This window comes from Allobosea sp. 2KB_26 (genome assembly GCF_052115715.1).
GTDB lineage: Bacteria > Pseudomonadota > Alphaproteobacteria > Rhizobiales > Beijerinckiaceae > Allobosea.
In genome coordinates this window covers 26,124-42,429 of the sequence record NZ_JBFRHE010000009.1, presented here as the reverse complement: position 1 = coordinate 42,429, position 16,306 = coordinate 26,124, and the positions used below count along the sequence as shown (strand labels likewise).

13 protein-coding genes are annotated in these 16,306 nt (G+C 65.5%); 8 read left to right on the top strand and 5 right to left on the bottom strand.

What is annotated here, in order from left to right; genetic code table 11:
• Positions 1–116: 116 nt before the first annotated feature.
• The 3 genes from AB4099_RS22140 (at position 117) to AB4099_RS22130 (ending at position 5,524) form a co-directional block, all read left to right on the top strand.
• Entirely contained in the window at positions 117–2,444 is a 2,328-nt protein-coding gene (locus AB4099_RS22140) for a putative bifunctional diguanylate cyclase/phosphodiesterase (RefSeq protein ID WP_113515077.1), read from the top strand.
• 158 nt (positions 2,445–2,602) lie between these two features.
• Positions 2,603–4,063 (top strand): dihydrolipoyl dehydrogenase family protein, encoded by a 1,461-nt coding sequence (locus AB4099_RS22135; protein ID WP_441479644.1) that lies wholly within the window; start codon positions 2,603–2,605, stop codon positions 4,061–4,063.
• Positions 4,064–4,072: 9 nt separating this feature from the next.
• On the top strand, positions 4,073–5,524 hold the full coding sequence (locus tag AB4099_RS22130; RefSeq protein WP_113515073.1) for a sensor histidine kinase: 1,452 nt from the start codon (positions 4,073–4,075) through the stop codon (positions 5,522–5,524).
• 5 nt (positions 5,525–5,529) lie between these two features.
• Here AB4099_RS22130 and AB4099_RS22125 read toward each other — a convergent pair whose 3' ends face one another.
• Positions 5,530–6,159 (bottom strand): S24 family peptidase, encoded by a 630-nt coding sequence (locus tag AB4099_RS22125; RefSeq protein ID WP_441479643.1) that lies wholly within the window; start codon positions 6,157–6,159, stop codon positions 5,530–5,532.
• Between the two features lie 155 nt (positions 6,160–6,314).
• On the opposite strand from AB4099_RS22125, the gene AB4099_RS22120 reads away from it, so the two are divergent.
• The gene (locus tag AB4099_RS22120) at positions 6,315–6,671 is read left to right on the top strand and encodes a DUF952 domain-containing protein (RefSeq protein ID WP_441479642.1); all 357 of its coding nucleotides are present in this window, start codon (positions 6,315–6,317) and stop codon (positions 6,669–6,671) included.
• Entirely contained in the window at positions 6,668–7,759 is a 1,092-nt protein-coding gene (locus AB4099_RS22115) for a quinone-dependent dihydroorotate dehydrogenase (protein ID WP_441479641.1), read from the top strand. The genes AB4099_RS22120 and AB4099_RS22115 overlap by 4 nt, the downstream gene beginning before the upstream one ends.
• Before the next feature lie 125 nt (positions 7,760–7,884).
• On the opposite strand, the gene AB4099_RS22110 is transcribed toward AB4099_RS22115, so the two are convergent.
• The 3 genes from AB4099_RS22110 to AB4099_RS22100 form a co-directional block, all read right to left on the bottom strand.
• The gene (locus tag AB4099_RS22110) at positions 7,885–8,154 is read right to left on the bottom strand and encodes a DUF6460 domain-containing protein (RefSeq protein ID WP_113515065.1); all 270 of its coding nucleotides are present in this window, start codon (positions 8,152–8,154) and stop codon (positions 7,885–7,887) included.
• Between the two features lie 85 nt (positions 8,155–8,239).
• Positions 8,240–8,920: a response regulator gene (locus AB4099_RS22105; RefSeq protein WP_069877668.1), complete on the bottom strand. Its 681-nt coding sequence runs from the start codon at positions 8,918–8,920 to the stop codon at positions 8,240–8,242.
• A 174-nt stretch (positions 8,921–9,094) separates the two neighbouring features.
• On the bottom strand, positions 9,095–10,729 hold the full coding sequence (locus AB4099_RS22100; RefSeq protein WP_441479640.1) for a cisplatin damage response ATP-dependent DNA ligase: 1,635 nt from the start codon (positions 10,727–10,729) through the stop codon (positions 9,095–9,097).
• A gap of 154 nt (positions 10,730–10,883) precedes the next feature.
• On the opposite strand from AB4099_RS22100, the gene AB4099_RS22095 reads away from it, so the two are divergent.
• Positions 10,884–11,666 carry an SGNH/GDSL hydrolase family protein gene (locus tag AB4099_RS22095; protein ID WP_113515060.1) on the top strand — a complete coding sequence of 261 codons (783 nt, stop codon included), beginning with the start codon at positions 10,884–10,886 and terminating at the stop codon, positions 11,664–11,666.
• Positions 11,667–11,682: 16 nt separating this feature from the next.
• Here the strand turns inward: AB4099_RS22095 and AB4099_RS22090 are convergent, their stop codons facing one another.
• Positions 11,683–12,726: a ligase-associated DNA damage response exonuclease gene (locus AB4099_RS22090; RefSeq protein WP_113515058.1), complete on the bottom strand. Its 1,044-nt coding sequence runs from the start codon at positions 12,724–12,726 to the stop codon at positions 11,683–11,685.
• A gap of 42 nt (positions 12,727–12,768) precedes the next feature.
• Between AB4099_RS22090 and AB4099_RS22085 the strand changes: the two genes are divergently transcribed.
• Both AB4099_RS22085 and AB4099_RS22080 read left to right on the top strand, forming a co-directional pair.
• The gene (locus tag AB4099_RS22085) at positions 12,769–13,725 is read left to right on the top strand and encodes a class I SAM-dependent DNA methyltransferase (RefSeq protein WP_113515056.1); all 957 of its coding nucleotides are present in this window, start codon (positions 12,769–12,771) and stop codon (positions 13,723–13,725) included.
• Between the two features lie 78 nt (positions 13,726–13,803).
• A complete protein-coding gene (locus AB4099_RS22080; RefSeq protein WP_441479639.1) occupies positions 13,804–16,293 on the top strand; it encodes a ligase-associated DNA damage response DEXH box helicase in 2,490 nt (829 codons plus the stop codon).
• Positions 16,294–16,306 lie beyond the last annotated feature (13 nt).

The window sequence follows — 16,306 nt, the reverse complement described above, 5'->3', positions numbered from 1 at the left end:
GTTGCAGCCCCCCTCACGAAACATTTACCTGTTCCGCTTAAAGGGTTTATCCGGCGCGAACTCGGGCTCGTGAAAAGCTCGTGTCGCGCGCCTGAGGCCTTGCAAGGCGGGACTGGATGGCGGGTGGATTCAAAGGGCTTCTCAGCGACAGACCGGGCGACGTCCGCGAGGATTTCGACCTGCCGGACTATCGTCTGCTGGTCAGCTCGCTATTTTCCTCGCCCGGCTCGATCATTCCGGGCGGCATCGCTGGTATCCTGACTCCCTATCTGTGCTGGCTCTCGACGGGCGCCAGCATTTTCATGACCCTGACTGCGCTGGTGACTCTGGTCGTCGCGCTCCGGATCATGACCGTCATCAGCTATCGCAGGCGCGATCATTCCGATGACAGTTTTGCCGAGACACGGCGCTGGGATCGCGAGTACTTCCTCGGCGCAACGGTTTTCAGCGCAGTCCTTGGCTACAGCTGCTACATCGCCCTGACTCAGACCGAAGACGCAGCCGCCCATATCACATCGGTCGCCTCGACCATCGCGCTGGCCTCCGGTTACGTCTCGCGCAACGCCGGCCGGCCGAAATTCGTCGCCGTGCAGCTCCTGACCTTCTGCGTGCCGATGGCCATCGGCCTCGTCCAGGCCTCCAACGATTACTATCACTATATCGGCTATTTCGCGTTCCTGTACGTAGCGGCCAACATTGCCATCACCAATTCCCTGCACCGGAACCTCCTCGCGCTCAGCGAGGCGACCAAGCAGTCACGCGGGTTGGCATCAGCCCTGCACTCGCAGAACCTGACGCTCGACGCCGCCCTCAACACGATGATCCATGGGCTCGCCATGTATGATCGCAGCCTGAAGCTCGCGATCTGCAACGCACCGCATCGCACGCTCTTCGGCATACCCGAGACGCTCGCCCTCCCCGGCACGCCTTTGACGGCGATCGCCCGCTTCCTGATCGAGCGCCAGGTCATCAGCGCTGACCAGGTTCGCGACATCAGAAGCGCACTCAGTGAGGTTCAGCAGTCGCAACAGGCAGTCACCCGCGAGTTGCAAACCCGCGGCGGCCGACTGCTGGTCGTCACCATCGCGCCTGCGGCCGAAGGCGGCGTGCTGATGCTGACCGAAGATGCGACCGAGAGGAAGGCCACGGAGGCGAGGATCGAGCGGATGGCCCGCTTCGACGAGCTGACCGGCCTCGCCAACCGCTTCGAATTCAACAACGAACTGTCCGAGTCCTTTCGCAAGCTGGAGCGAACGGGCGAAGCCTTCGCGCTGCTCTATGTCGATCTCGACGGGTTCAAGCAGGTCAATGACAGCCTTGGCCACGACATCGGCGATCGCGTCCTCTCCGAAACGGCTATGCGCCTTCGCGGCGTCATTCGCGGGGGCGACCTGTTGGCCCGCTTCGGCGGCGACGAGTTCGTTCTGATCCTGCCGTCAGCCAGTCTCACCATCGTCACCACGATCGCCCAACGCATGATCGACGCGATGGCCAAGGCGTTCCTGCTCGAAACCAAGACCGTCTACGTGACCGCCAGCGTCGGGATCGCGATGGCGCCGCTTGATGCCGCGACGCCGGCCGACCTGCTGCGCCACGCTGACACCGCCCTCTACAAGGCCAAGGCCGCGGGTCGCAACACGCTGACCTTCTTCAACCCGGCAATGGCCGAGGAGATGCTCGATCGGCACGAGATCGAAGTGGATCTGCGCAGGGCCTGCGAGAACAAGTCGCTCGAACTGTACTATCAGGCCATCATCGACCTGAAGACGCAGGATGTGGTCAACCGCGAGGCGTTGATGCGCTGGCGCCACCCAACCCGCGGAATGATCCCGCCCGGCATCTTCATCCCGATTGCCGAAAGCTCCGGCCTGATCGCCGCCATGGGCGACTGGGCGATCAGGCAGGCTTGCATGGACGCGGCGGCCTGGCCGAAAGAGATCGGCGTTTCCGTCAACATCTCCCCGCTACAGTTCCGCGAACCACGCCGGATCGTCGAGACGGTCAAGGAGGCGCTCATCACCTCCGGGCTCAGCTCCCACCGCCTGACGCTCGAGGTGACGGAATCCCTGCTGATCGAGGATAACAAGGGCACGCTCGCCGCCATTCACGAGTTGCGCGCGCTCGGCGTGAAGTTCGCACTCGATGATTTCGGCACCGGCTACTCCTCGCTTGCCTATCTCTCGACCTACCCCTTCGCCCAGGTGAAGATCGATCAGAGCTTCAGCCGCGACGTGCATGCCAATGAGGCGTCGAAAGCCATCATCGAGGCCGTCTGCCAGCTTGCTCGACGCCTTTCGATGAATGTCGTCGTCGAAGGCATCGAAACCGAGCAGCAGCGTATCGCTGTGCAGTTGCTGGGCGCCCACCGGGCACAGGGCTATCTCTTCGGCAGGCCCGAGCCGATATCCGCCTTCTCCCCTGACAGGGGACGTCACGTCGCCTGAGGCGATATCGCTGAGACTTCGCACGCGCGGTACCAATCCCATCGTGATAATTCCTGTCCAACGACGTGCCGCTCCAGTACTTCCGGAGTGCCGGCCTTGATTCCTGCACTCTGACAACGCATCAGCAGGGATCGGAACGCAGATCAGGGAGAGGCGATGTGACCGGCAGTCCGGCAACGGCATCCAGTATGACGCCGCTGACCCCCGACATCTGCGTTATCGGAGGCGGTGGCGCCGGACTTTCCCTTGCGACAGCAGCGGCGCTGTTTGGTGTTTCGGTCGTGCTGGTGGAGCGCGACCGCCTCGGAGGCGGCAAGAACGCTGTCATCTCAAGCGCACTGATCGCCGCCAGCATACGGGCGAGACTGCTCCACGACGCCGGCCATTTCGGCATCGCCGCCGGTGAGCTGGACGTGGATTTCGCCAAGATCCAGGCGCATATCGCCGGCGTTGTCGCGGCGCTGGCTCCGAACGAAACGGCCGAGCGCCTGGCGGCGTTGGGCGTCAACGTGATCACGGGCGAGGCTCGGTTTCGCGACCGCAACACCGTGCAGGTCGGCGATCGGGAGATCAGGGCACGACGTTTCGTCATCGCAACGGGTTCGCGCCCGGCACCTCCGCCAATTCCTGGCATCGACAAGGCCTCTGTCCTGACGATGGCATCCGTTCTCACCCTGAGCCGCCGCCCGGAGCGTCTGATCGTGCTCGGATGCGGTTCGGAAGGGGTCGAAGTCGCGCAGGCAATGCGCCGCCTCGGCAGCAGCGTCACGATCGTTGGAGCCGAGGACCTGCTTGCCGACGAGGACCCGGAGGCGGTGGCGCTGATCCGTCGCGCGCTGCTGCGGGACGGGATCGCGCTGCACGAACGGGCCGAGATCCTGCGTGTCGAAACCCCGCGCAATCGCGTGCGCCTCGTTCTGGCGGGGACAAAGAGCGAAGCGGAGCTGGCCCTGGATGGCACGCACCTTCTGGTGGCGAGCGAAGGGCAGCCGGCGATCGCGGCGCTCGATCTCGAGCTTGCAGGCATTGCCGGCGATACCGGCGGTATTGTCGTCAACAACGGCCTGCGGACGGCCAACCGGCGAGTCTTCGCCATCGGCGGCTGCGCCAGCGCCATTCCGCATCGCTCTCACCTTGGGCATGCGGCCAGCCACCAGGCGAGCCTGGTTCTCCGCAATATCCTGTTCCGCCTGCCGGTGAAGGCGAGCGCGACGGCGCTGCCAAGAGTGACCTCCTGCGAACCCGAGCTTGCCAGCATCGGCCTGTCGGAGGAACAGGCCCGCAAGGCAGCGCGTGACATCCGGATCCTGCGCTGGCCCTACGCCGACAACGACAGGGCTCAGGCCGAACGGCAGACGGAGGGCTTCGTCAAACTTATCACCGACGGCAGAGGCCGTATTCTTGGCACCACCATCATTGGTGCCAAGGCCGGCGAGCTGATCGCGCTCTGGTGCCTGGCGATCGAGAAGGGGCTGAACGTCAGGGATGTCGCCGGACTGGTCCTCCCCTCCTCGAGCCTCTCGGAGCTCTCGAAGCGGACTGCCCTCTCCGTCTACTCTCCGCTTGCGTCCCGGCCGGGCATTCGCCGGCTTATCGGCTTCCTGCGCCGCTTCGGATAAGCTCGCCGCATGGAGTCGCCACGCCTCGACAAGCAGTCGCTATCCGTCAGCGTACCACGCAGCCTGACGCGGCTCGGCCTTTCCGCAAAGCTGCTGCTGCTGACCGTGCTTTTCGTGATGCTGGCGGAAGTGCTGATCTACTTGCCGTCTGTCGCGAACTTTCGGCGCAACTGGCTGAATGACCGCCTCGCAGCCGCGCAGATCGCCGTGCTGGTTCTCGAGGGCGCTCCGCCGGAGGGCCTGCCCGAAGGCAGCGAGAGCCGCCTGTTGATGGGCGTCGGCGCACGCGCCATCGCCGCCCGCGTCGGCGGTGCGCGGCGCCTTCTCAGCCTCGATTCCATGCCGCCCGAGGTGGCGCGAACCGTGGATCTGCGCCAGATGGGCTGGTTCACCTCCATCATCGAGTCTCTCGACACTCTGATTATGCCCGCCCATGACACGCCGATCCGGGTCATCGGTGAGGCGGTGGGCGGCGCCGATTTCGTCGAACTGATCATCGACGAGGCGCCGCTGCGCCGCGCCATGCTGGTGTTCTCAGGCAATATTCTGCTGCTGTCGCTGCTGATCTCGGGGCTGACGGCGGGGCTGGTCTATCTTGCCCTGAACTGGCTCATCGTCGGCCCGATCCGTCAGGTCGCGGCCAATGTGATGGAATTCGAGGCCGACCCGGAGAACCCGCACCGGATCATCACGCCGAGCCAGCGCGCGGACGAGATCGGCGAGGCCGAACGGGCGCTCGCACGCATGCAAATGACGCTGGCAGACGAGCTGCGCACAAAGAAGCACCTCGCCGAGCTCGGTCTGGCGGTCAGCAAGGTCAACCACGACCTGCGCAACATGCTGGCTGCAGCCCAGTTGATGTCGGACCGGCTGACCGAAACGCGTGACCCGAAGATCCGGCGCTTCGCGCCGCGCCTGATTGCCACGCTCGACCGCGCCATCGCCTTCTGCCAGGCGACACTCGCCTATGGCCGCGCCGCCGAGGCGACGCCTACTCTGCGCGAAGTCGCGCTTCGGCAGCTTGTAGCCGATGCGGGCGAACTGCTCGGCCTTGCGGAAAGCCCGACCGTGAGCTTCGCCAACGAAGTTCCGGCGGAACTCATCCTGCCCTGCGACCCCGACCAGATGGCGCGCGTGCTGCTCAATCTGATGCGCAACGCCGTCGAGGCCCTGACCCGTGCAGGCGCCGAACCCGGCCGCCAGCCGACCCTGACGATCAGTGCGGCGCGCGAGCTTCATGAGGTCGTTCTGCGCGTCTGCGACAACGGCCCCGGCGTTCCGGAACGGGCGAAGGCCAATCTGTTCCAGGCCTTTCGAGGTTCGGTCAATCCCGGCGGCACAGGGCTGGGCCTCGCCATCGCGGCGGAACTCGTCCGCCTGCACGGCGGCTCGATCGCGCTCGAACCCTCGAGGATCGGGGCCGTCTTCAAGGTGGCGCTGCCGATCAGAGGGGTGAACTGAGGGCTCTACTGGCTCGCCCAGATCACCCGCGCCATGAAGGCGATCTCGGATAATGCGAGAACCCGATCGGGCTGCTCGGGATTGAGCGAGGCGAGTTCGACGGTCCTGGCGGTCTCGCGCTTGAGCTGCCTCGCCAGGACCTCGCCTTCCGTGGTCATGACCACGACCCGGTCGCCCCGCCTCACGGCAGCCGCAGGAGAAACGATGATGATGTCGCCATCGCGATAGATCGGCAGCATAGAATCGCCGGCGATCTCAAGCGCATAGGCCTTCTCGTCGGACAGACCGGGAGAAGCCACCTCTTCCCAGCCGGAGCCAGCAGGCAGGCCGCTGCCGTCGAAGAAACCGCCCAACCCCGCCTGTGCGAAGCCGAGCAGGGGAATGGTGGGCGCCGGCGCGGCGCCGCGGTGCGTCACCACGCTCATGAACTCGTCGAGCGAAGCGCCGGTAGCCCCCAGGATCTTGGCGATCGACTCGGTCGAAGGCCAGCGCTCGCGGCCATCCGGGCCGATGCGCTTGGACCGGTTGAAGGTCGTGGCGTCGAGCCCTGCCCTGCGCGCCAGACCCGACGGCGTAAAACCGTAGCGCTGGGCCAGCGCATCGATCGCGCTCCAGATCTGGTGGTGGGACAGCATCGGACGGGCCTCGGATCCTGATGTGCCGGGAGAACAGGACGAGGATAGGAAATATCCCCTACTCGATGAGACCTCAATCTGATTTCCGTGGGTGGGCCCGAGATGATTTGCCCGGAACCGACTGCACCCGCTATGGCGTGTACAACGCCGAACCAATGAGACGTCCCGTGCCCCTCATCTACAAGATCTGCCCCGAACAGCTGTGGCGTGACGCCGAGCTCGCCGGGTCATTCAACGGCGCTGCCATCGATCTCGCCGACGGCTACATCCATTTCTCCACAGGCGGACAGCTTCGCGAGACGGCAGCGAAGCATTTCGCCGGTCAGAGCGGCCTCGTGCTGATCGCGGTGGATGATACGGCACTCGGCTCGGCGCTGCGCTACGAGCCTTCGCGCGGCGGCGCGCTCTTCCCGCATCTCTATTCGGCCCTCGACCCCAAGACCGCGCGCTGGATTGCGCCGCTCGCCACGGGGACGAATGGCAGCCCCGTCATTCCGGAGGACATTTCGTGATCGGTAGCCTCTTCTCCCTCGCCCGGCCCCTGATCCACAGGCTGGATGCCGAGATGGCGCATCGCCTGACGGTTGCCGCACTGGCGGCCGCACCAGCGTTGAAGCCGGCTGCCGACGATCCGATCCTGGCGACCGAGGCCTTTGGGCTCTCCTTCCCGAACCCGGTCGGCCTGGCCGCCGGTTTCGATAAACATGCGGAAGCGATCGACGGCGCGTTGGGCCTCGGCTTCGGCTTTGTCGAGGTCGGCGGCGTGACGCCGCTGCCGCAACCCGGCAATCCGCGCCCTCGCGTCTTCCGGTTGCCCGAAGACGAAGCCGTCATCAATCGATATGGGTTGAACAGCGAGGGCATGGAAGCCGTCGCGGCCAGGCTCGCGGCTCGCCGCAAGCGCGGCGGCATCGTTGGGGTCAATCTCGGCGCCAACAAGGACTCCGCCGACCGCGCCGCCGACTACGCCATCCTGGCCAGGCGGCTGGCGCCGCTTGCCGATTTCCTGACGGTCAACGTCTCCTCGCCCAACACGCCGGGCCTGCGGGATCTGCAGGCGGAATCGGCGCTGGACGACCTGATCGCGCGAGCGCTCGCCGCCCGCGACGAGGCCGGACAGGCCACCGGCCACCGCACGCCGGTTCTGCTCAAGATCGCTCCTGACCTGACGCTGCCCGAGCTCGACGGTATCGTGGCCGTGGCCCGCAGGCGCGCGATCGACGGCATGATCGTCTCCAACACCACTGTGGCACGGCCGGACAGCTTGCGGGGAGCTTCTCGCGGCGAAACCGGCGGCCTCTCAGGCCGACCGCTCTTTACGTCTTCGACCCGCATCCTGGCCGAGACCTATCGGCGCGTCGAGGCGCAATTCCCGCTGGTCGGTGTCGGCGGTGTCGACTCCGCCTCCACCGCCTTCGCCAAGATCAGGGCCGGCGCCAGCCTGGTGCAGTTCTATTCGGCGATGGTCTTCAAGGGCCCCGCCCTCGTGAGCGAGGTCAAGACGGGGCTGGTGCGTGAGGCCCGCCGTGCCGGGGCGAGCCGGATTGCGGACCTCGTCGGCCGCGATACCGAGGCGATCGCGCGGGGAGAGGGCCTGTAAGGCGCAGCCGGCGCCTCAGACTTGGCGCTCATGCCATGGCCAGCTTGCGCCGCATCGGACGTCTAGACCATCTGTGATTGCATCGGCTTTCCCGAAAACCGCAATCCACTTTTCGGGCAGATGCTTTAGCGCCGCGAGGCGAACAGGCGGGACAGCAGCCAGATCGGGACCACGACCAGCGCGCCCGCGAGCACCCATTGGCCGACCTCGCGCACGGCGCCAAAGCCCAGATCCCCAAGCGACCGCAGGAAGCGCGCCACGGCGTCGAAAAGGCCGCGTGGCGTCAGCCCGAGAAAGGCCATGGCAGCGCCGACCAGCAGTGAAATGAAGACCAGCCGGACCAGAACGCTGAGAAACGAGCCGCCCAGGAAGTGATCGAGATTGCCATTGGCCATTGCCGTAATTCCTATCGATAGACGAGACGGGCCATAGATCGGTTGAATCGCGCCTGAATGGCGAAGAGCCGCGTCATCGGAACGCTCAGATCGTCGCCGAAGCACCCGCCGTCGCCCATGCCGTTCCCGCGATCTTCGAGGCGGCTATCACGGCCTGCGTGCGGCTGTCGACATTGAGCTTGGTCAAGATGGCCGAAACATGGGCCTTCACCGTCGCCTCGGAGACACCCAGCTCATAGGCGATCTGCTTGTTCAAGAGCCCTTCCGACAGCATCATCAGGACCCGGACCTGCTGTGGCGTCAGCGTCGACAGCCGACGCACCATGTCGGCGATCTCGGCATCGACCGGCGCTGAAAGATCGACTCCCGGCGGAGTCCAGACGCTGCCCTCGAGCACCGCACGAATGGCCTCGCCCATCTGCTCGACCTCGGCCGTCTTCGGCAGGAAGCCAAGCGCTCCGAACTCGATGCAACGGCGGATCACAGCCGGGTCGTCATTAGCCGAGACGACGATGACCGGGATCTCCGGATGGTCGGCCCGTAGGAACAGCAGGCCGGAAAATCCCTGGACGCCGGGCATCGTCAGATCAAGCATGACGAGATCTGCGTCCCCGTCCTCTGCCAGCGCCTTCGTCAAAGCCTCGAGCGAACCAACCTCGCTCACTTCCGCCCCTTCCAGCGCATGCGATACGGCCTGACGCAAGGCGCCGCGAAAGAGCGGGTGGTCATCTGCGATGACGATATGCGTCGGTGTTTGCCGGTTCATGCTGTCATCCCCTCCACAGGCCTGGTTATTCTGCCCCATAGGCGGGCGCAGGCTCAAGCATTTCAAGCCGATAAGACGGTATGAGCGCTGCAAACCGGCACGGAAGCCTGTGAACCAGAATGGCGCTTGCGGCAACGCAACAGAATATTCGCCTTTAGACTCCGGACCGACGCTTCAGCCCGGCCCCGGCAGGAGCGTCTCCAGCGCCTCGATACGGTCCGCCTCACGCGGCGGCTTGTCCCAGCGAATGCGGCTGATCCGGGGAAAGCGCATGGCGAGCCCGGACTTATGCCGGGTCGAACGCTGCAGCCCCTCGAAGGCGACTTCCAGCACCAGCCCCTTGTCGGCCTCATGCGTGACCTCTCGCACCGGGCCGAAGCGGTTCAGCGTGTTGCGGCGCACGAAGCGGTCGAGCTCCAGCAACTCCTCGTCGGTGAAACCGAAATAGGCCTTGCCGACCGGCACGAGTTCCTCGCCTTCCTCCGTCGTTCGCCAGACACCGAAGGTGAAATCCGAATAGAAGGACGAGCGCTTGCCGTGACCACGCTGGGCATACATCAGCACGCAATCGACGAGCCGCGCATCCCGCTTCCACTTGTACCAGTATCCTTTCGGCCGGCCGGGCAGATAGGGAGAATCGAGGCGCTTGATCATGCAGCCCTCGACCGCTTCGGCATCGACACCAGCTCCAGAGGCTTCCGGGTCTGCGCGCGCGGCCGCCAGTTCCTCCCAATCGCTGAAGGCGATCGGCGGTGACAGATCCACCACTGCGGAGGACAGCCGCGCGACGAAGGCCACGAGCCGCTTGCGGCGTTCGACGAGCGGCAAGTCGCGAATGTCCTCCTCGCCATCGACGAGCAGGTCATAAGCCCGGATATGAGCCGGATACTCCGCCAGCATCTTTCCGGTGACGCTCTTGCGGTTCAGCCGCTGTTGAAGCGTGTTGAAGCTCTGGACGGCATTCTCGCGGCGCACCAGCAATTCGCCGTCGAGTGCCCCGTCGAGAACGAGCGCCTCCGTGACATCCGGGAAGGAGGCGCCGATATCCTCGCCGGTCCGTGAATAGAGCCGGGTGATGCGCGCCCCATCGGCGCGCGTGCCGCTGACGGCCTGAACGCGGATTCCATCCCATTTCCACTCGGCCTGGAATTCCGCCGGAACGAGCTTGTCGAAATCGCCCTCCTCGATGGGGTGTGAGAGCATGGCGGGGCGGAAGGGCGCCGGGTCCGTCGCGGCCGGCCGCGGTCCCCGGCCTTCGAGCCAGGCGAAGAGCGGCTCATAGGGCGGCTCCAGCCCGTGCCAGACCTGCTCGATCTCGTCGGGCTCGACATCGCCGAGGCTCGCCGCGGCCGTCTTGGCGAGCCGGGAGGAGACGCCGATGCGCAATGCGCCGGTGATGAGCTTGAGCAATGCCCAGCGTCCGGTCTCGTCGAGCGCATCGAGCCAGGACGCGATCAGGCGGGGCAAGTCCGTCTTGCCGGAGTTTCGCAGGCCCGAGACGACATCGGGCAGGTGTGGCGCTGCATTCGCACCATGCCGGGCCGGCCACATCAAGGCTACGGTCTCCGAGAGATCACCCACATAATCGTAGGACAATGCAAACAGCACCGGGTCCGTACGCTCGGCAATCAGCGCCCGGATCAGGCCCGGCTTGGCATTCTGGAACACCAAGCCGCCCGTCATCGCAGCCAGCGCCAGCCCCCGGTCCGGATCCGGCGTCGTGCGCAGATAATCCGCGATCAGCGCGAGCTTCGCGTTGCGGCGCGGTTCATAGGCAAGCCTGTCGAGCAACCAGGCGAAACGGTTCATCCTGCCCTCCCCCGCTGCAGTTTCAGGCAAGCGTCAAGGCTGGCGCCGGGCCCTGCCTGTCCCGAAATTCCCTCATCAGGTCATTCACCGGCGTTCAGTCTCCATTCATGAACGAAACCTTACCAGCCAAGGGAGCAGTCATGAGGATGTCGGGATGCGCGCCGCGATGCGGTTCTTTGCCGTGAATCTCATTGTGGCCTCGGCATTCGCAACGTTGCAGATCGGCAGCGCTGAAGCCGCGTCCTTCGAATGCCGGGAAACGCCGATGATGCAGGCGGCGATACCGCTCCCTGCCATCGCAGCCAAGATCAGCCGCGAGCATAAGCTCGACATCCTGGCCATCGGCTCGTCCTCCACAGAAGGGATCGGCGCGTCCTCCAAGGACAAGAGCTACCCTGCCCGCCTGCAGAAGCTGCTTGGCCAGAGTTGGCCCAATGCCGCCATCAGCGTCACCAATGCCGGGATCGGGGGCGAAACCGCTCCACAGACGCTCGCTCGCCTGAAAAAGGCCCTGAGCGAGCGGCGCTATGATCTCGTCATCTGGCAGGTCGGCACCAATGATGCGGTGCAGGGTGGTGATCTCGCCGCCTTCGAGGCCATGGTCTCCGACGGGATTGCGGCAGTCCGCCAGGCCGGCTCCGGCCTCGTGATCCTCGACCCGCAGTACTTTCCGACGGTGAAAGATCCCGAACGCTATCGCAGCTTCGTCGAGGCCATCGCCGACACGGCACGCAGCCGCTCGATCCCCGTTCTCTCGCGCTACAACACGATGCTCGACTGGCATCGGCGCGACGCCAATGCGTTCGCCGCCGTGCTCGCCAGTGACGGCTTCCATATGAGCGACGCCGGTTACGATTGCCTGGCGCGGGATATGGCCGTCTCGCTGCTCGGCATGACACTGCCCGCCCGCTCCCATACCGCGCTGGCCGCGCAGTAGAGTCTGCGCCCCGTCGCTAGAGTTGCGTGGCATCGGCGGCTTCGCCTGTCGATTCTGCCTCGCCCTCGTCGCCATAGCCGACAAGATGCAGCGGCTTCGCGCTCAGGCCGACCGTCCCGCACCAATGCACCAATGCATCGGCCTCGCCATGGGTGACCCAGATCTCGCCGGCGCCGGTTTCCCTGATCGTTGCCTGGAGATCGCCCCAGTCGGCATGATCTGAAACGATCAGCGGCAATTCCACGCCCCTCTGCCGCGCTCTCGCCCGGATCCGCATCCAGCCAGACGCGAAGGCGGTCACGGGGTCCGGAAATTTCCGCGCCCAGAGATCCTGAATCGAGCTTGGCGGGCAGATGACGATCTCTCCCGCCAGCGCCTTCCGATCGCTTGCCGAAACCAGGCGCGTCTCCCCGACCGGAGCACCTTCCGAAGCGTAGAACTCCGTCAGGGTCTCGAGCGCACCATGGATATAGATCGGCCGCTCGTAGCCGGCCTCGCGGATCAGAGCCATGACGCGCTGCGCCTTGCCGAGCGAATAGGCGCCGACGATATGCGTCCGCTCCGGAAAGAGCCTGACCGATTCCAGCAGCTTGGCGATTTCGGCGTCGGCCGGCGGATGGCGAAACACCGGCAGGCCGAATGTCGCCTCGGTGATGAAGACATCACAGGATACCGGTTCGAAACCGGCGCAGGTCGGGTCGCGTTCGCGCTTGTAATCACCGGAGACGACGATGCGCAGTCCCTTGCTCTCGACCACGATCTGAGCCGAGCCGAGGACATGCCCCGCCGGGACGAAGCGGATATCGACCGGGCCGATCGACGTCATCGCGCCCGGCACCGCCTCCTGCCGGCTCTGCGTAAAACCCTCGCCATAGCGCAAGGCCATGATCGCCAGGGTTTCGCGCGTCGCCAGGACGGCGCCGTGTCCCGCCCGCGCATGGTCGGAATGGCCGTGGGTGATCAGCGCCCGCCCGACCGGGCGAACCGGATCGATATGAATATCAGCCAGCGGGCAATAGAGGCCGGCCGGCGTCGGGATCAACAGCTCCGAAGGGCGCATTATCTAGTCTGGTGCATGGGCGTGAGATAAAGTCGATCGCTCATGGAAAAAATCCAGCCTCGTTTCTCGACGTCGTCCGGCGATCCCCGACTCGACCGCCGCTATGAATGGGCGGCCGCCGCGCTCTCCGAAGGAGACGCCGCAACAGCCGTCGATCTCCTCGATCAAACGCTCGGGGAGGCGCCGGGTTTCGTCGCGGCCTGGCATCTCTACGGCAAGGCCAAGGCGAAACTTGGCAGCAAGGAGGAGGCCGCGGAAGCATGGCGGCAATGCCTGGTTCTCGATGATGCGGATCATCTCGGCGCCAGGCTCGATCTCGCGCGCATCGGCGCGATTCCGGCGGAACTGGCCGCCTCCGATGCATTCTCCGGCCGTCTCTTCGACGACTACGCCGAACGTTTCGACAGTCACCTCGTAGAATCCCTGTCCTATCATGGTCCAGCCCTGCTGAAGGACGCGCTTGCGCGGGCCTGTGCAGCGCAAAGCCGCGCCCTGTCCTTCGCCATGACACTCGATCTCGGTTGCGGCACCGGCCTGATGGGCGAAGCGATCAGAGCAGAAACCGAGTTTCTCGCCGGCTGCGATCTCTCCGCGCGGATGATCGAGAAGGCGCGCTCCAAGACACGCGATGCCGGAGGCCCGCTCTATGACAAGCTCGCCGTAGCCGGCCTCGTCGAATTCCTCGCAAGCCGCCGCGATGCGTCGGCCGATCTGGTCATCGCGGCCGATGTCTTCGTCTATCTCGGCGAGCTTGCGCCGGCCTTCGCTCAAACTGCGCGGGTTCTGACAGCCACGGGCCTCGTTGCCTTCACCGTGCAGGATCATGACGGCGAGGACGTGATCGTCGGTGAGGATCGTCGTTTCGCCCATGGCGAACGCTGGCTCCGGCGGCAGTTGTCCGAAGCTCGGCTGACGCCGCTCCTGCTGGAGGCGGCAAGCACGCGAAAGGACCGCGGGAAGCCGGTGCCGGGACTGGTTGTCGTGGCGGGGCGCGCTTAGGCGAACGCAACGTCTCAGGGCCCATGGCCCAGGGGGCGGGATTTCACTCTCGCCCCGCACCGCCTATCTCTATCCCGCATGGATGCCCCCGCCGCCTCCCTCCCGCCAGGTTTCGCCGACTGGTTCGCTTATCGCGGCTGGACTGCGCGCCCGCATCAGCTTGCATTGCTGGAAGAGGCGCGCGCCGGGCGCTCGACCCTGCTCGTGGCGCCGACCGGTGCCGGCAAGACGCTTGCGGGCTTCCTGCCGTCGCTGGTCGAGCTCAGCGAGGCCAATGGCCACTATGACGGGCTACACACCCTCTATATCTCGCCGCTCAAAGCTCTTGCGGTCGATATCGCCCGCAATTTGGAGACGCCAATCCGCGAGATGGCACTCCCGGTCACGGTCGAGACCCGTACGGGCGACACCTCCGCCGCCAAGCGCACCCGGCAGATCGCGCGACCGCCGGACATCCTGCTGACCACGCCGGAACAGCTGGCCCTCCTGGTCTCGCACCGGGACGCGAAACCATTCTTCGCCAACCTCAGGCGCGTCGTGCTCGACGAATTGCACGCGCTCGTGACCTCGAAACGAGGAGACCTGCTTTCGCTCGATCTGGCACGGTTGCGCAGCCTCGCGCCAAAACTCTCGGCTGTCGGCCTCTCCGCGACCGTGCGCGAGCCGGCCGACCTGCAGCGCTATCTCGGCGGTGTCGGGACATCGGCCGGGCTGGTCACCGTCAAGGGCGGGGCAAGCGCGCGGATCGGCATCCTGCAATCCGCCAACCGCCTGCCGATGGCCGGACACACCACTGGCCATGCCATTCGCGACGTCTACAAGGCGATCAGCGATCACCGCCTGACCCTGGTCTTCGTCAATACGCGCATGCAGGCCGAGTTCATGTTCCAGGGCCTGTGGAACATCAACGACGACAATCTGCCGATCGCGCTGCATCACGGCTCGCTCGACGCCCAGCAGCGCCGCAAGGTCGAGGCGGCGATGGCCGCGGGCAAGCTGAAGGCCGTGGTCTGCACCTCGACGCTCGATCTCGGAATCGACTGGGGCGATGTCGACCTCGTCATCAACATCGGCGCGCCCAAGGGCGCGAGCCGGCTGATGCAGCGCATCGGCCGCTCGAACCACCGCATGGACGAGCCGTCGCAGGCCCTGCTCGTTCCATCCAACCGCTTCGAACTGCTGGAATGCCGCGCCGCCCTCGACGCTGTCGCGGAAGCCGCCCAGGACACGCCTGAGCCCCGTATCGGCGCGCTCGATGTGCTGGCCCAGCACGTGCTTGGCATCGCCTGTTCCGACGGTTTTGCTCCGGATGCCCTCTACGAGGAGGTGCGCACCGCCTCGCCCTATGCCGGCCTTGCGCGGGCCGATTTCGATGCCGTGGTCAATTTCGTCGCAACCGGCGGCTATGCCCTGCGCAGCTATGAGCGCTTCGCCAAGCTCCGGAGGGGCAAGGACGGGCTCTTCCGCGCGAGCAACCCCCGCGTGATCCAGCAATATCGCATGAATGTCGGCACCATCGTCGAATCGACCATGCTCAAGGTCCGGCTTGGCCGGTTGCGCAGCGCAAGGCCCGGCCAGCCCGGCATGCTGAGCCGCGGCGGCCGTATCCTGGGTGAGATCGAGGAGTATTTCGCCGAGACCATGACGAGCGGCGACACGTTTGTCTTCGCCGGCGAGGTGTTGCGCTTCGAGGGCATCACCGAGAACGAGGTCGTCTGCTCGCGCACCAATCCGGGCACCGATCCGAAAATCCCGTCCTATGCCGGTGGCAAATTCCCCCTCTCGACCTTCCTCGCGGCCCGCGTGCGCGCCATGCTCGCCTCGCCGAAGGAATGGGCCAGGCTGCCGGACGAGGTGTCCTCCTGGCTGCATGCGCAAAGGCTGAAGTCGCGCCTGCCCAAACCCGGCGAGTTGCTGGTCGAGACCTTTCCGCGTGGTGGGCGGTTCTATCTTGTCGCTTACCCGTTCGAGGGCCGCCTCGCCCATCAGACGCTCGGCATGCTGCTGACGCGGCGGCTGGAGCGGGCGCGCATGAGACCGCTCGGCTTCGTCTGCAACGATTACGGTATTGCGGTCTGGACGTTGGGCGACATGTCGGCGGCGGTCGCCCGGGGAGCGCTCTCGCTCGACGAGCTGTTCGCCCAGGACATGCTCGGCGACGACCTCGAGGCATGGCTCGCCGAATCGGCTCTGATGAAGCGCACCTTTCGCGCCTGTGCCATCATTGGCGGGCTGATCGAACGCCGCTTCCCCGGCCAGGAGAAGAGCGGCCGGCAGGTCACGATGTCGAGCGACCTCGTCTATGATGTGCTGCGCCAGCACGAGCCTGACCACGTGCTGCTGAAAGCCGCATGGGCCGACGCCGCAACAGGCTTGCTCGATATCCAGCGGCTCGCTCAAATGCTGACACGAATCAGCGGCCGGATCGTGCATCAGCCGCTGGACCATGTTTCGCCGCTCAGTGTTTCGGTGATGCTCGAAATCGGGCGCGAGGCGGTTCATGGCGAGGCAGCCGACGAGATCCTGGCAGAGGCGGAAGCGATGATGCTCGAAGAGGCGATGGCGTGACGCTGCCCGCAAC

Excerpts from the sequence above, each read along its gene's own strand:
- AB4099_RS22140 (WP_113515077.1), top strand. The coding sequence starts at position 117 with ATGGCGGGTGGATTCAAAGGGCTTCTCAGCGACAGACCGGGCGACGTC.
- AB4099_RS22130 (WP_113515073.1), top strand. The coding sequence starts at position 4,073 with ATGGAGTCGCCACGCCTCGACAAGCAGTCGCTATCCGTCAGCGTACCA.
- AB4099_RS22125 (WP_441479643.1), bottom strand. The coding sequence starts at position 6,159 with ATGCTGTCCCACCACCAGATCTGGAGCGCGATCGATGCGCTGGCCCAG.
- AB4099_RS22120 (WP_441479642.1), top strand. The coding sequence starts at position 6,315 with ATGAGACGTCCCGTGCCCCTCATCTACAAGATCTGCCCCGAACAGCTG.
- AB4099_RS22110 (WP_113515065.1), bottom strand. The coding sequence starts at position 8,154 with ATGGCCAATGGCAATCTCGATCACTTCCTGGGCGGCTCGTTTCTCAGC.
- AB4099_RS22105 (WP_069877668.1), bottom strand. The coding sequence starts at position 8,920 with ATGAACCGGCAAACACCGACGCATATCGTCATCGCAGATGACCACCCG.
- AB4099_RS22100 (WP_441479640.1), bottom strand. The coding sequence starts at position 10,729 with ATGAACCGTTTCGCCTGGTTGCTCGACAGGCTTGCCTATGAACCGCGC.
- AB4099_RS22095 (WP_113515060.1), top strand. The coding sequence starts at position 10,884 with ATGCGCGCCGCGATGCGGTTCTTTGCCGTGAATCTCATTGTGGCCTCG.
- AB4099_RS22090 (WP_113515058.1), bottom strand. The coding sequence starts at position 12,726 with ATGCGCCCTTCGGAGCTGTTGATCCCGACGCCGGCCGGCCTCTATTGC.
- AB4099_RS22085 (WP_113515056.1), top strand. The coding sequence starts at position 12,769 with ATGGAAAAAATCCAGCCTCGTTTCTCGACGTCGTCCGGCGATCCCCGA.
- AB4099_RS22080 (WP_441479639.1), top strand. The coding sequence starts at position 13,804 with ATGGATGCCCCCGCCGCCTCCCTCCCGCCAGGTTTCGCCGACTGGTTC.